The sequence below is a fragment of the Kitasatospora sp. NPDC048194 genome (assembly GCF_043202455.1).
In the GTDB taxonomy this organism is placed as follows: Bacteria; Actinomycetota; Actinomycetes; order Streptomycetales; family Streptomycetaceae; genus Kitasatospora.
Window position 1 is genome coordinate 94,922 of record NZ_JBIDAK010000020.1, and the last position, 14,159, is coordinate 109,080.

Sequence of the window (14,159 nt, forward strand, 5' to 3'; positions counted from 1 at the left end):
CGGCGACGTGCGGGACGACGTCCGGCGCGGGTCGCCGTGGCGCACCTGAGCCCAGGGGCGAGGGCATTTCAGCCCGCCTGCGCCCGACGCGCGGCCGGAACCGGCGCGCGGGCGCCGCGGGAGGGGAGGTGGTCGACCGATCGGGTCGACGGCGGCCCTCCGGTCGCCGCGCCCGTCAGCCCGCGTCGAACGCGTTCGGCAGGCCCCGGCGGTAGCGGGCCTCGTCCTGCTGTTGGAGGGCGGCCAGCTCGGGCGGCTGGTAGAGCGGCCACACCGTGCAGCGCGGGGCCGGTGAACCGTCGGCGTCGAGCAGGGCGTTGACCGCCCGGCGGGCGGATTCGTTGGCGCCCTCCATGGTGGCCAGGTCGATGTCGGTGGCGACGTAGTCGCCGGCCAGGAAGAGGTTGGGCACGGCGGTCGCGGCGGACGGGCGGTTGTACAGCGTGCCCGACGGGTGGACGAGCAACTGTTCGCGGTTGGCCGGTTCCGGGCCGCCGAGGCCGGTGACGGCCGGGTCGACGAACCAGGTCACCAGGTCCGCGTCGTCCAGGACGCGCCGGCCGCCGCTGTTGAGGGAGTCCTTGAGCTGGGCCCAGGTCTCGCGCACCACCTCCTCGCGGGAGCACTTGAGCGCGGGCTTGCCGTAGACGATGCCCGGGGTGTCCCACTGCGAGACGATCGCCGAGAGGCAGTCGGCGACCTGCCCGTCGCCGTAGTCCCGCCGGAAGTCCCGGCCGGGCCAGAACTGGGCCTGGCCGATGCAGGTGACGGCCCAGGGGGAGTCGACCAGGTCGACGTGGCCGTGCACGATCGGGGTGCGGCGGCGCAGGTAGAACTGCACGCCGACCATCCAGTCGGTCCGGAGCCGGTCGCAGCGCGCGAGCTGCGGGTCGGCGGCGCGCAGCGCGGGGCCCCAGGTGGCACGGGCGTGTTCGACCGGCAGGGCGCTGAGATAGTGGTCGGCGAGGACGGGGGTGTCCGCGTTCCGCAGCCGCACGCCGGAGATCCGACCGCCCTGGTACAGCAACTCCTCCACTTCGGCGCCGAGTTCGAACCGGACGCCGAGGGAGCGCAGATGGGCCTCCCAGGGGCCGATCCAGGCCTCGCTGGTCGGGGCGTTGAGGACGCGGTCCGGCTCGCCGTCGGCGCCCCGGCCCAGGACGTTGTAGACGAACGCCTGGAGGACCCGGGCGACGGTGCGGGTGCTGGCCTCCTCCGCCCTGGTCGCGACGACGTTGCGGGTGATGCCGACGCCCAGCAGCCGCTGGTAGTCGTAGGACATCTCGCCGGCCCGGATGAACCGCCACCACGGGACGCGCTCCCACTGCTCGTAGCGGCGCAGCTCGCAGCTGGTGAAGTGGACCAGCATCCGGTTGGCGAAGTACGCGACCTCGGTGGCCGGCAGGTGCAGCGCGGTGTCCAGCAGACCCGTCAGCGTCTGGAGCAGCGCGTCGGGCAGCAGCTCGCCGAGCAGCGGCGGCGTGGTCACGGTACGGAACGGCAGCCGCAGCGCCGGGCGCCCTGCGGCGCGGGGGAACAGTTCCTCGGTGGCGTCCACCAGGTTGTCGTGGACGGTGCGGCCGGCGTCCCCCGGGGACGAGGGGATCCGGCGCAGGGTGTCGGGCAGGTTGCGGTAGAACCCGGGGAAGAAGCGGAAGCCGTGTTCGCCGGGCAGCGGCCGCCGGCCGCCCCGGGCGGTGCCGGGCACGTCCATGCTGCGCGCCTTGCCGCCCAGCACGTCGTTGCGCTCGTACACCGTCACCCGGTAGCCGCGCTCGGCCAGTTCCTGTGCCGCGCTCAGACCGGCGACTCCGCCGCCGAGCACGGCGACCCGCCGCCCCGGCCGCCCGTCGGACGGCGGCGCCGCCCGCGCCGGCCCGGTGGCCGCCAGCGCGAGACCGGTGGCCGTCCCGGCCGCCGTGGTGAGCAGAGCGCGCCGGGTGTGTTCGACTGCCGTGATCGTTCGCATGCCCCGTCAACGAGCCCGCGCAGGTGGGAGGCACGGTCGGGGCCGCTCCCGGCCGCGGCTCCCGGGCTGCCGACCGGGGAGCCAGGCCCTCAACGGACGTCGAGGGTAACGTTCCAGAGGGCGACGGCACGGGGACAGACGTGCCCAGGAGCAGTGACGACGCAGCGGCGGTGCGCGGTGACGGCGGCGCGCCCGGCGGCTTGGGCGTGGAAGGTGGCTTCGGCGTCCCCGTTGGCCACGGTGCGGACCGAGGACCGTGACAGCACCTGGCCGTCGGAGGTCGTGGGTTCGTCCCACACCCAGTTCATCCCGTCACCCGGTACGGCCTTGAGGCTGACCCGGACCGTGTCGCCCGACCTGACGGTGACGGCCCTGCCGGCGTCGCCGTTGCCCAGGCCCACGGCGCGCCGCACCGCCGCCTGGGCGTCGGTGAGCGCCGGCGGGGCGATCAGTGCGGTGGCGGCGACCACGGTGGCGGCGAGCCGAGTACGGCCGAGCATGGCAGTCCTTCCTGGAGGGCGTGATGTGTCCAGCTGCTCAACGGACTCCACCGCCGCCGGGGCTCCTCGACGCGGAACCGTTCACCCGTATGGGGGTACGGGAGTTCGGCGGCCCGGGTCTGCTCGGCCGTGACGGCCGCACCGCGCGCGTCCGAGCCGCTTGCAGGTCACTGCCGTGCGCTCCGGCTCCCGCTGCTACGCGCTCCCGCTGCCGTCAGCCGGCCTCCGGTCCCGACCCGGGGCCGGTCCCGGTGGCGGGGGCCTCGATGAACCGCTTGAAGCGGCGAAGGTCGCCGCGAACCTGGATGCCGAGGACGCCCAGCCTGTCGGCGGCCTTCTCGGCGAGGCCGGTGGGCTGGAAGTCCATGGCCATCCGCACCCGGGTCCGGGTCGCGCCGAGCGGCTCGAACTCGACCGTGCCGGTGTGCTTGACGCTCCGGCCGGTGGTGCGCCAGGCGACCCGCTCATCGGGGACCCGGTCGACGACCTCCGTTTCGAACTCCCGGGAGAGGCCGGCGATCCTGGTGCGCCAGTGGGCGTGGCGCTCGTCCAGTTGCGTGACCTCCTCCACGCCGTCCATGAACTTCGGGAAGTCCTCGAAGGTCGCCCACTGGTCGTAGACCACGCGGACGGGCGCGTCCACGTCGATCGACTCCTCCACCCGGCTCATCTCCGCACCTCTTCCGCGCCGTCCTGCCGGTCGACCCGCGGAGCGCCCGCCGCGAGGGAGCGGGACCGGGCAGCCGCTGTCAGCCGTTGTCCCTGCCAATCTGGGCCGTGCGCCGGACCGCGGCAACCGGCGGGCCCCCGGCCGGGCCGGCCCGGCCCACGCATGACGCACCACGGGACGACGACGAGCCGTGTCAGTGGGATGCCCTACGGTGGCGCCCATGGACGAGGGTGACGAATGCGACGAGTACGCGGTACCGATCCTGCCGAGCCGGGACCTCGACGAGACCTCGGCGTTCTACTCCCGCCTGGGGTTCGAGCCGCGCGGGCGCTGGGAGGGTGCGGACGGCTACCTGATCGTCGTCCGGGGCACGGTCGAACTGCACTTCCGCCACGACCCCGGGGTGGACCCGCTGGCCACGGCCGGCAGCTGCTACCTGCGGGTCCGGGACGCGGACGCGCTGCACCGCGACTGGGCGCGTCTCGGCGTGCCCACCGACCGGGCCACCGGCAGCCGGCTGACGCCGCCCGTCGACACCGCCCACCGGATGCGGGAGTTCGCGCTGGTCGACCGCAGCGGCAACCTGCTGCGGATCGGCAGCCCGTACGAGCCGCGCTGAGGCCGCCGACGGCGCCGCGCCCACCGGAACGAACACCGCGCGGGGGAGACGACGACCCGCGCCGGTGCCTCTGCGCCTCCGTGCCTCCGTTCCTCCGAGCCGGGGCACTGCGCCGTGACCCTGCCGACCGCGATGTCCGACCCACTGCCTAGGCTGGGCCGACACCGATGATCAAGGGGGCAGGGGCCGTGCGGATCGAACGTCACCAGGTGGACGAGGAGCGGGTGGCACGCGCCCGCGAGGACTTCGTGGACCGGATCGGGAGGCAGGTCCACTCCTACTCCCGCGCCGGCCTGATGACCACCACCGAGTGGCAGCTGATCGCCGACTCCTTCCTCGACTACCTCGGAGCCCTCTCCACCACCCGGCCCGACCTGGACTGCGCCGAGGCCAGGGCCGTCCTCAAGGACGCCGCCGAGGCCGCCGTCGGCGCCGTCTCCTTCGCCGCCTACTACCCGCACGACGGCTTCCACGTCTTCCTCGACTACCCGAACTTCGGGATGAGCTACGCCCGCGAGGACGGACAGGACCGCGATCCCCACCACCTGGTCACCGCCCGCGAATGGCTCGACGCCTTCTGCCTGGCGATCGTCGCCGACACGGTGTCCGCCCATGGCGAGGCCTTCTGCTGGGCCCGGCAGTTGATGCCCGACGAGCCGGTCACGCCCACCCTCGAGCTCGTCGACGGCTTCGCGGCCCACTTCTTCGGGGAGGCCGAGCTCCGGGGCGCCGACGCCGGAGCCGAACCGCAGCCCGGGCTGCGCGCGCTGCGCGCCCTCACCGTCGGGGACCGCGAGGCCTTCGACGCCGCTCTGCTCGCGCTTCTCCAGGAGGGCCCGCACGGCACCGGTCCCCGCAGCCTCCTGCCGCTCGTCCCGATCGCCCTCGCGGCCCTCGCGTACCGCACCCACGGCTGGACCGTGGCGGTCGACACCGACTACCTGCCCCGCGCCCTGGTCACCGGCTTCGAGACCCCCGGCCCGCGGGTCCGCGCCCTGGGCCGCGACCCGCGCCCCGACGCCGTGGCCCGGCTCGCCGCCGGGCCCGTCGACGTCGAGCGGCCGGGCCCGCTGCGCTCGCCCGCCCCGGACGACGAGGCGTGGTTCGAGCGGCGCACCCGGGAGGTCCTCACGCCGAAGGAGGGCGAGCCGCTGGACGCGTGGGACCTCACGGCCGCCCTGGGCTACCAGACCCACCTGCTGGCGGCGCGCGCCTCGGCGTCCGCCGACGCCACCGATGCCCTGCTCGGCAACCTGCGGCTCGGCTCCCGGCTGGGCGCCGCCGCGTTCCGGGTCGCCCTCGCCGAGCCGGGCACCGAGGCCGAGGTGACCGTCGACGGCCGGACGCTCCGCCTCCCCGCCTGCCGGGACAGGGCCTTCGGACCGGCCCTCTGGGAGACCGCCCTGTCCTACGCCCTGGTCACCGGCAGTGCCGAAGACCTCGAGCCGCTCGTCGCGGCCGGTCCCACCATCGCCACCGAGGACCCGTCACCGTTCGCCCCGTACCGCACCGCGCTGCACGACCACCTGCGCGGCGCCGACCCGCTCCCGGCCACCGAACGGGCCCTGGAGCAGGTGGAGCGCACGAGGGACAAGGGCTTCCCGCCGCCCCCGGTCGTGCTCTTCTCGCAGCTGCTCCGGGGCGACGAGACCAGCTTCAACCTGGCTCTGCTGGACGCCCTGGAAGCCCACCGCGACCACCACTCCGTCGCCGACCGCGCTGCCGAGCCGGCCGCCGCGCTCAACCTCGGCATCCTCGCCCTCGCCTGCCACGCCCGCCGCAGCCGCGGCTGGGCCGTCCGCATCCGGTCCCCCTACCTCCCGGCGCGCCTGCTCGAAGCGGCCGGGCGGGCCTGACGAGGCGCCGGGAAGCCCGGGGAGGGGGCGCCCCTGCCGCTCCCTCCGCCCGCGGCCCCGCCCGTTCTCGGACGGTCCCGGGCTTCGGCGTCGACGCGGACCGCGACCGGCTGTGCGAGTCGGCCGGCCGCCCCGGGGCACCAGGCGGCCAAGCCGCCGCCGGCACGGACCATCACGCGCCGGGGGTGCGTACCTCCTGGCGGCCCGGCAGCTTCCGGTCGATCGCGATGACGGGGTGGTCGGCGGGGTCGATCCACCGCATCGTCCGGGCCATGAAGGCGGCGGGGACGGCGACGCAGCCGCCGGTGGCGCCGGCCTGGGGGCCGAGGACGTGGAGGAAGATGCCCGCGCCCCGGCCCTTCACCACGGGGGAGGTGTTGAAGTCGATGACCAGCACGTCGTCGTACTGGACGGGGTAGTCGACGAGGTGTTCGCTGCCGAGCGGTCCGTCCGCGGTGAGGTGGAAGCCGCCCTGGATGTCGGTGCGCATGCGGTTGTAGTAGGCGGAGGACGGGTCCTGGACCCACCAGTCGTGCGCGGTGACGTGGTGGTACGGCATCCTCGTGCCCGGGTCCGGGGAGAGGCCGAAGGCCTGGGTGATGCCGTAGGTACCGGTCGGTGTGGTCCCCGTCCCCTGGACGCGGGTGAGGCCGTCGTGCAGGCCGCCGGAGCCGATGCGTGCGTCGGCCGTGGATCCGAGGGATCGCCAGACGCCGTCCCGGCGGTCCCACAGGGTCACGGTGGCGCGGGTGCCGTCCGCCTCGACCGTGATCACCTGGTGGGCGCGGCCGACGGTCACCGGCACCGGGAACGGGCTCTCGTCGGCCCAGGCGTGCGGGGCGACGCCCGGGCCGGTCAGTGCGACGGCGGCGCCGAGCGCGAGGGCCACGCCCGCGCGGCGGAGCGCCGAGCCGGGGCGGTCGGCGAGGGGTGCCCGGGAGACGGCCATGGAGGGGCCCTTCTGGTCTGGGTCGGCAGGGGCGGAGCGGAACGGCACGTGCGGGGAGGGAGGGGTTCCTCGCTGCCACCGGGTGGTGCTCCGGTCGGCCCTTGCCCGCCCGGGGCGGTCCCGGCCACGCCAGGCCATGATCGGGTCGCCGGGGCGACCGCGCCAGCACCGACACCGCCGGGCTGCGGACGCGGTGGAGGACGGGGACGGCACCGCCCGCCGCCGGAGGCGCTGCCCGGGCGACGGCGCGTCGGGCCCGGGTGGCCGGGGCTCCGCGGGCGGGACACAATCGTCGGGGCGGAGCGTGATCCGCCGCGCCGCCGGCTGGGCGGGGTACTCGACCGGGAGGCGACTGTGGCCGGTGTGACCAGTACCGATCTTCTGGTGGACGCGTTCGACAGGATCCGGGACACCGTCGCCGACGTGGTCGACGGCCTGACCCCGGAGCAGCTGTCGTTCCGGGTGCAGCACTCGGCCAACTCGATCGCCTGGCTGGTCTGGCACCTCACCCGGATCCAGGACGACCACCTCGCCGACGCGGCCGACCGGGAACAGGTGTGGACCGCCGACGGCTGGGCGGGGCGGTTCGCCCTGCCGTTCGCCGCGTCGTCCACCGGTTACGGGCACCGGCCCGCACAGGTCGCCAAGGTCACCGCCACCGCCGACCTCCTCGTGGGCTACCACGAGGCCGTCCACGCACGGACCGTCGACTACGTGCGCGGCCTCGACAACCGGTCCCTCGCCAGGATCGTCGACGAGTCGTGGCAGCCCCCGGTCACCCTGGGGGTGCGGCTGATCAGCGTGATCGCCGACGACCTCCAGCACGTCGGCCAAGCGGCCTACGTACGAGGCCTGCTGACCCACCGCTGACGGCCCCCGGCCCCCGGCGGCGGCCCTCGGCCCCGGGCTCTGGGGGCCGAGGGCCGGCGCCTCGGGGACGGGGGTCAGGCGAGGGGCTTGTCGACGACGGCCTTGGTGTGGCTGAAGGTGTCGATCGAGTACTCGCCGTGGTAGCGGCCCATGCCGCTCTCGCCGACGCCGCCGAAGGGCAGTTCGGGCATCGCCAGGTGCGAGACCGGGAAGCCGAAGGTCAGGGCGCCGGAGGAGGTCTCCTCGGTCAGGCGCCGCTTGGTGTCGGCGGACTCCGTGAAGGCGTAGAGGGCGAGTGGCTTGTCGCGCTCGTTGATGAACGCGATCGCCGCGTCGAGGTCCGGGACGGCCAGGACGGGCAGGATCGGGCCGAAGATCTCGGCCTGCATCACCGGGGCGGTGGCCGGGACGTCGGCGAGGACGGTCGGGGCGAGGTAGCGCTCGGTGCGGTCGTGGTCGCCGCCGATGACGGTCCGTCCGCCGTCGAGCAGGGCGGTGAGCCGGTCGAAGTGGCGCTCGTTGACGATCCGTCCGTACTCGGCGCTCTCGGCCGGGTTCTGACCGAACAACTCGGTCACCGCGTCGGCGAGTTCCTTCTCCAGGCCGGCCGCGGTGTCGCCGATCGCGAGGACGTAGTCGGGGGCGACGCAGGTCTGGCCGGCGTTGAGGAACTTGCCGCGTGCGATCCGCCGGGCGGTGACGGCCAGGTCGGCACCGGGTTCGACCACGACGGGGCTCTTGCCGCCGAGCTCCAGGGTGACCGGCGTCAGGTGCTTCGCGGCGGCGGCCATCACGATCCGCCCGACCGTGCCGTTGCCGGTGTAGAAGATGTGGTCGAAGTGCTGCTCGAGCAGGGCGGTGGTCTCCGGGACGGCGCCTTCGACGACCGCGACCGCCTCCTCGCCGAGGTAGCGGGGCAGCAGTTCGGCGATGGCCGCCGAGGTCGCCGGGGCGAGCTCGCTGGGCTTGACGAGGGCGGTGTTCCCGGCGGCCAGGGCGCCCACCACCGGGGCCAGGGCGAGCTGGAGCGGGTAGTTCCAGGGCGCGATGATCAGCACCACGCCCAGCGGGTCGCGGACGACCCGGGCCTCGGCGGGGCGGAAGACCTCCGGCACCGCGGCGGCCCTGGGCTGCAGCCAGTCCGCCAGGTGCGCCACCGTGTGGTCGAGTTCGTTGATCGTGAACCCGGTCTCGGTGCGGTGCACCTCCGCGGCGCTCTTGCCGAGGTCGGCGTGCAGGGCCTGCTGGAACACCTCGGCCTGTTCGGTGAGCAGGGTGCGCAGGGCGGCCAGCTTGTCCAGGCGCCAGGCGAGCGGCCTGGTCCGGCCGGTGCTGAATTCGGCCCGCAGTCGGGCGACCACAGAAGGGATGCTGTCGTGCATGAGGATCTCGCGGTCTTGAGGGGGTGGGGGTGCTTGGCGCATGGAACTTTCACTACCTGAAGCAATTTTCGACTCTAGGGGTGAAAGGTTGAGTTTGTCAATCATTTCTGGCGGCTCCTGCCGGGCGCGGAACGAACGGTCCTCCGGTGTCAGGCCCGCGTGACCAGGTCCAGGTACGTGTCGTGCCAGAGGTCCTCGTCGCCCTCCGGCAGCAGCAGGACGCGGTCCGGGCGCAGCGCCTCGATCGCGCCCGGGTCGTGGGTGACCATCACGATCGCCCCCGGGTAGCTGCCGACCGCGGCCAGCACCTCGGAGCGGGAGACCGGGTCGAGGTTGTTGGTGGGCTCGTCCAGGAGCAGCACGTTGGCGCCGGAGTGCACCAGGGTGGCCAGGGCGAGGCGGGTCTTCTCGCCGCCGGAGAGGACGCCGGCCGGTTTGCCGGCGTCGTCGCCGCGGAAGAGGAACGCGCCGAGCACGTGGCGCAGTTCGCCGTCGGTGAGGTCGGGAGCGGCCGCGGCGAGGTTGCCGAGCACGCTCAGCGCCGGGTCCAGGGTGTCGTGCTCCTGGGCGAAGTAGCCGAGCCGCAGACCCGGACCGGCGACGACGCGGCCGGCGTCCGGGGTCTCGTGGCCGGCCAGCATCCGCAGCAGCGTCGTCTTGCCCGCGCCGTTGGGGCCGAGGACGACGAGCCGGCTGCCGCGGTCGACGGCGAGGTCCACACCGGCCAGCACCGCCCGGCCGCCGTAGGCCTTGGCCAGGCTGATCGCGCCGAGCGGCGTCCGGCCGCAGGGCGCCGGCTCGGGGAGCCGGACGCGGGCGGTGCGCTCGGCCTGCCGGACGGGTTCCAGCCCGGCCAGCATCCGGTCGGCGCGGCGGGCCATGCTGCGGGCGGTGGTCGCGGTCGCCACGTTGGCTCGCATCCGGTCGGCCTGGGCGTGCAGGGCGGCGGCCTTGCGCTCGGCGTTGGCCCGCTCCCGGGCGCGGCGGCGCTCGGCGGCCGCGCGTTGGGCGAGGTAGGACCGCCAGCCGGTGTTGTGGATGTCGAGGGCGGCGCGGGCCGGGTCCAGGTGGAACACCCGGTTGACGGTCTCCTCCACCAGCTCCAGGTCGTGGCTGATCAGTACCAGCCCGCCCTGGTGGGCGGCGAGGAAGCCGCGCAGCCAGGCGACCGAGTCGGCGTCCAGGTGGTTGGTGGGCTCGTCGAGCAGCAGGGTGCCCTGGTCGCCGAACAGGATGCGGGCCAGTTCCACCCGGCGACGCTGTCCGCCGGAGAGCGGTCCGACGGGGGAGTCCATCAGGCCGGAGGGTAGTCCCAGCCCGGCGGCGACCCGGGCGGCCTCGGCCTCGGCGGCGTAGCCGCCCCTGGACTGGAACCGGGCCTCGGCCCGGCTGTAGGCGTCCATCGCCCGGCGTTCCTCCGCCGGGGAGCCGGCCCGCGCCATCGCCTGCTCGGCGGCGCGCAGCGCGCGGACGGCGGTGTCGAGGCCTCGGGCGGACAGGATGCGGTCGGTGACGGTGACCGTCGGGTCGGCGGCGCGGGAGTCCTGCGGGAGGTAGCCGACCGGGCCGGTGCGGGTGACCGTGCCCGCGGCCGGCTGGAGGTGGCCGGCGAGGGTGGCGAGCAGGGTGGTCTTGCCGGCGCCGTTGCGGCCGACCAGGCCGATCCGGTCGCCGGGGGCGACGTGCAGGGTGACGTCGGACAGCAGGAGGCGGGCGCCGACGCGCAGGTCGACACCACGAGTGGTGATCACGGGATAACGCTCCGAAACAGCTGATGGACACACGGGTGGCGTGGAGGCGGGTCCGTCAGCTAGGAAATTCGGGGCGTCGACATGGGGGCCACCCTAGCGACCGGGTGGAACGACCGCACTCGAATTACCGGTGGCGGCGCTCGGTCCTCCGCACCGGACGTGGCGCGAGCGGTGCCGCCCGCGCCGGGCGGGTTCGCGGCGACCGGTGTGCGGTTTCGGTCAGCGTGGCGCGCGGGGTCGTCTTGTCCGGGAGTCCGCGGGGCCGCTTCGATGGCCGCATGAGCAGACGTGACCTCGTTCTCCTGACCGATCACAGCTCGACCGAGGGCAGCCGGGACGTCCTAGCCGCCGCGGTGCGGACACTGACCGGCGGCGAGCCCGTCCACCTCGACGCCCGGCACTTCATGGCGGGCGGGAGCGGGCGGATCGAGGCCGACGGCGAGGGACGGGTCCGGCTCACGGCGGACGGGCGGAGCGTCACCGCCGGGGCGGTGGTCGTGTACGAGATTCCGCCCCACCGCCGCCGTGCCTTCGCCGACTGCCAGCGGAGGCTGCGCGCGCTCGGCGTCCGCTCCCTCGGGGCCGACCCCGAGGCGTGGCGGGCGGCCACCGAGAAGGACCTGACCGTCGCGCGCTTCGCCCGGGACGGCGTCGCGCAGATGCCCAGTGCCGTGCTCTCCGGGGCGAGCCCCGAGACCGCTGCCGCGGCCTTCGAGCGGCTCGGCGGTGACGTCTGGGCGCGGCCCTGCGTCGGCATGGGCGGCGAGGACGTCTTCCACGTGACCACCCCGGGCCAACTCGAGGCCGCCGCCCGCCGCTACGCCGAGGCGGGGGTGGACTGGCTGATCGCCCGCGACGCCGGCAACTTCCTCCCGGACGGCCGGCGCCACCAGTACCGCGTGGTGGTGCTGCGCGGTGAGGTGGTCCGCGCGGTCGAGCACGTCCAGGCGGACCCGGACGCGCCCTGCAACGAGTGCCGGGGAGCCGTCTCGACCCTGCTGAACGTCGCGGAACTCCCGGACGGCCTGGCCGAGTTGGCGATCAGCGCGGCGGGCTCCCTCGGACTGGAGCTGGCGGGCGTCGACCTCGCCGCGGAGAGCGGCGGGGTGGTGTTCGAGGCCAACGTCCACCCGGCCTTCGGGCCGTACGCCCTGGAGCAGATCGCGCTGCCTTACGTCGCCGCGCACCTCGCGGGGTGAGCGGGACGGAAGCCGTCCGCCCCGAAGCCTGATGCCCGACGCCCGGTAACCGGCGGCCGGGAACCGGCGGTTCACGGCCGCCGGTTCCGCTGCCGTCAGCCGTCAGCCGTCAGCCGTCAGCCGTCAGCCGTCAGCCGTCAGCCGCGCAGGACCGAGGCCAGCACCGAGGGCCGGAAGAGCAGGGAGGGCGGCGACACCAGGGAGAGCACCTCGTGGAAGGCCTCGGTGACCTCCGGGTTGCGGGTCGCCGTGGCCAGCACCCGGTCCAGGAAGCGGTGCTGGAGCTTGACGAGCGCACCGGAGGGCCCGCCGGTGGTGGCGGCGAACCGGACGTCCTCGGCGCAGGACATCACCCACGCGTTCTTGGACACCGCCGCGATCTCCCGCCGGGCGTCGCGGGCCGTCGCGTGCCCCACGCCGCCGTGCCGCAGCGCGGTGCGGCGCAGCGCCTGGGCACAGAACAGCGACACCGTCACTCCCTGGCCGTACACCGGGTTGAAGGTGCTCGCGGCGTCGCCGACGACCACCAGGCCCTCCGGGGCGCCGCGCTCGTAGTGCCGGCGCACGCCCGGACCGGGCAGGAAGCCGCGGACCTCGCCCGCCGGTTCGGCGCCCAGCAGCGCGTCGCGCAGGCTCGGGTCTCGCAGTCGGCCCAGGTGCTCGGTGAAACCCTCCTCGCCGGGCCCGGGTTCGGCGCCGCGCATCCCCGCCAGGCTGACGATCCAGCGGTCGCCCTCGACCGGTAGCAGCACGCCCATCCGGGGCTCGTCCGGCGCCTTGGTCTGCAGGTAGACGGCCTGGCAGCCGAGGTCGGCGCCGGGCGGGCGGTGGAACAGCCGGGAGGAGTACGCGACGCCGGCGTCCACCCGCTCCTCGGGCACCGGCCGGCACCCGAGTTCGGCGAGCCACTTCGGGACGGAGGTCGAACGGCCGGACGCGTCGACCACCAACTCGGCCGGAACGTCCCGGACCTCGCCGCGCTCGGAGGACGGCGCCGCGCTGTGTTCGGAGGACGGCGCCGAGCCGCGTTCGCGGATCCTGACCCCGGTCACCGCCCGCGCCGAACCCAGCAGCCCGACGACGTCGGTGCCCTCCAGGAACCGGATCGTGGGCTCGGTGCGGGCCCGGTCCAGGATCGCCTTGTCCAGCACCGGTCGGGTGCAGGAGAGGAAGGCCAGCCGGGCGGGGTAGTCGGCCATCCACCCGGCCGAGCTGAGCCACTTGAGATCGCCCGACGCGGCGACCCGGTGCGCGCCCGCGGCCAGCAGTTCCTGCTTGATCCCGGGCATCAGCTCCTCCATCGCCCGATGCCCGGCCTCCAGCACCAGGTGCGCGTGGCGGCCCTGCGGCACCCCGGCCCGGAACGTCGGCTCCTCCGGATAGCGGTCCCGCTCCACCACGATGATCCGCTCGGCGCAATCCCGCAGCGCCCAGGCCGCCACCACCCCGGCCAGACCGCCGCCGATCACCACCGCAGTGCCCCGCCCGGGGGCCGTCTCCGAAGAAGTCATGGCACGTAGCGTAGTGGTGGTCGCCGGGGTGTCCGCGCCCGATCGTGCGCCGCAGGAAGCGGTCCGTGACCGTTTCGGCCGACTGAACGTCTTTACCGCACCGGCCTGTTGACGGATGGTCGGGGAAGCCTCGTTGCGTGGCTCCCGGTGCCGCCCCCCCTCGGGGGAGGGCGCGGGCGCGGAGGGATCCACGGTGTGCCGGATTGACAAACGCCCTTGCCGTCCTGGCGAATGGCAGCCATGGCCGACGAAGAGTTCGAGAACGTCCTGACCACGGTGGGCCCCCGGCTGCGGGCCCTGCGCCGCGAGCGCGGCACCACGCTCGCCAAGCTGGCGGCCGCGACCGGCATTTCGCTGAGCACGCTGTCCCGGCTGGAGTCCGGGCAGCGCAAGCCGACGCTGGAACTGCTGCTGCCGCTGGCCCGGGAGTACCGGGTGCCGCTGGACGAACTGGTCGGCGCCCCGGCCACCGGCGACCCTCGGATCCACCCGCGCCCGGTCACCAGGAACGGCCAGACCATCGTCCCGCTCACCCGCCACCTCGGCGGACTGCACGCGTTCAAGCAGATCATGCCGCCGGGCCGGAACACGGCCCCGGAGTTGGAACTGAAGGTCCACGAGGGCTACGAGTGGCTGTACGTGCTCTCCGGGAAGCTGAGGCTGGTACTCGGCACGCACGACCTGGTGCTGACGGCCGGTGAGGCCGCCGAGTTCGACACCCGTACCCCGCACGCCTTCGGCAACGCCGGTTCGCAGCCGGTGGAGTTCCTCAGCCTGTTCGGCCCCCAGGGTGAGCGCATCCACGTCAGGGCGCGCCCGGGAACCTCTGTTCGGTAGGTTCGTTCCCTGGCAGGGGGCTTCCACTTCGGGCTCCCGCCAGGCC

The 14,159-nt window shown here is 74.6% G+C and carries 12 protein-coding genes; 5 read left to right on the forward strand and 7 right to left on the reverse strand.

Features of this window, described 5'->3' with window-relative positions; translation table 11 throughout:
• Nucleotides 1–175: 175 nt before the first annotated feature.
• The 3 genes from ACGF07_RS23460 to ACGF07_RS23470 form a co-directional block, all read right to left on the reverse strand.
• Nucleotides 176–1,969: an FAD-dependent oxidoreductase gene (locus tag ACGF07_RS23460; RefSeq protein ID WP_392901724.1), complete on the reverse strand. Its 1,794-nt coding sequence runs from the start codon at nt 1,967–1,969 to the stop codon at nt 176–178.
• A gap of 89 nt (nt 1,970–2,058) precedes the next feature.
• Entirely contained in the window at nt 2,059–2,469 is a 411-nt protein-coding gene (locus ACGF07_RS23465; RefSeq protein WP_392901726.1) for a hypothetical protein, read from the reverse strand.
• A 214-nt stretch (nt 2,470–2,683) separates the two neighbouring features.
• Entirely contained in the window at nt 2,684–3,139 is a 456-nt protein-coding gene (locus tag ACGF07_RS23470) for an SRPBCC family protein (RefSeq protein ID WP_392901728.1), read from the reverse strand.
• A gap of 220 nt (nt 3,140–3,359) precedes the next feature.
• Between ACGF07_RS23470 and ACGF07_RS23475 the strand changes: the two genes are divergently transcribed.
• Complete coding sequence (locus tag ACGF07_RS23475) at nt 3,360–3,758, forward strand: VOC family protein (RefSeq protein WP_350742648.1); 399 nt, start codon at nt 3,360–3,362, stop codon at nt 3,756–3,758.
• Nucleotides 3,759–3,946: 188 nt separating this feature from the next.
• A complete protein-coding gene (locus ACGF07_RS23480; RefSeq protein ID WP_392901730.1) occupies nt 3,947–5,614 on the forward strand; it encodes an Imm49 family immunity protein in 1,668 nt (555 codons plus the stop codon).
• A 172-nt stretch (nt 5,615–5,786) separates the two neighbouring features.
• Here the strand turns inward: ACGF07_RS23480 and ACGF07_RS23485 are convergent, their stop codons facing one another.
• Nucleotides 5,787–6,563 carry a L,D-transpeptidase family protein gene (locus ACGF07_RS23485; protein WP_392901732.1) on the reverse strand — a complete coding sequence of 259 codons (777 nt, stop codon included), beginning with the start codon at nt 6,561–6,563 and terminating at the stop codon, nt 5,787–5,789.
• Nucleotides 6,564–6,926: 363 nt separating this feature from the next.
• Between ACGF07_RS23485 and ACGF07_RS23490 the strand changes: the two genes are divergently transcribed.
• Entirely contained in the window at nt 6,927–7,433 is a 507-nt protein-coding gene (locus tag ACGF07_RS23490; RefSeq protein WP_392901734.1) for a DUF664 domain-containing protein, read from the forward strand.
• Nucleotides 7,434–7,507: 74 nt separating this feature from the next.
• Here ACGF07_RS23490 and ACGF07_RS23495 read toward each other — a convergent pair whose 3' ends face one another.
• On the reverse strand, nt 7,508–8,815 hold the full coding sequence (locus ACGF07_RS23495; protein ID WP_392901736.1) for an aldehyde dehydrogenase family protein: 1,308 nt from the start codon (nt 8,813–8,815) through the stop codon (nt 7,508–7,510).
• A 149-nt stretch (nt 8,816–8,964) separates the two neighbouring features.
• Nucleotides 8,965–10,566 carry an ABC-F family ATP-binding cassette domain-containing protein gene (locus ACGF07_RS23500; protein ID WP_392901738.1) on the reverse strand — a complete coding sequence of 534 codons (1,602 nt, stop codon included), beginning with the start codon at nt 10,564–10,566 and terminating at the stop codon, nt 8,965–8,967.
• Between the two features lie 278 nt (nt 10,567–10,844).
• Here ACGF07_RS23500 and ACGF07_RS23505 point away from each other — a divergent pair, with 278 nt between their 5' ends.
• Nucleotides 10,845–11,765 carry a RimK family alpha-L-glutamate ligase gene (locus ACGF07_RS23505; protein WP_392901740.1) on the forward strand — a complete coding sequence of 307 codons (921 nt, stop codon included), beginning with the start codon at nt 10,845–10,847 and terminating at the stop codon, nt 11,763–11,765.
• 137 nt (nt 11,766–11,902) lie between these two features.
• On the opposite strand, the gene ACGF07_RS23510 is transcribed toward ACGF07_RS23505, so the two are convergent.
• Complete coding sequence (locus tag ACGF07_RS23510; protein WP_392901741.1) at nt 11,903–13,276, reverse strand: NAD(P)/FAD-dependent oxidoreductase; 1,374 nt, start codon at nt 13,274–13,276, stop codon at nt 11,903–11,905.
• A 240-nt stretch (nt 13,277–13,516) separates the two neighbouring features.
• Here ACGF07_RS23510 and ACGF07_RS23515 point away from each other — a divergent pair, with 240 nt between their 5' ends.
• Nucleotides 13,517–14,113 (forward strand): helix-turn-helix transcriptional regulator, encoded by a 597-nt coding sequence (locus ACGF07_RS23515; RefSeq protein ID WP_350741180.1) that lies wholly within the window; start codon nt 13,517–13,519, stop codon nt 14,111–14,113.
• Nucleotides 14,114–14,159 lie beyond the last annotated feature (46 nt).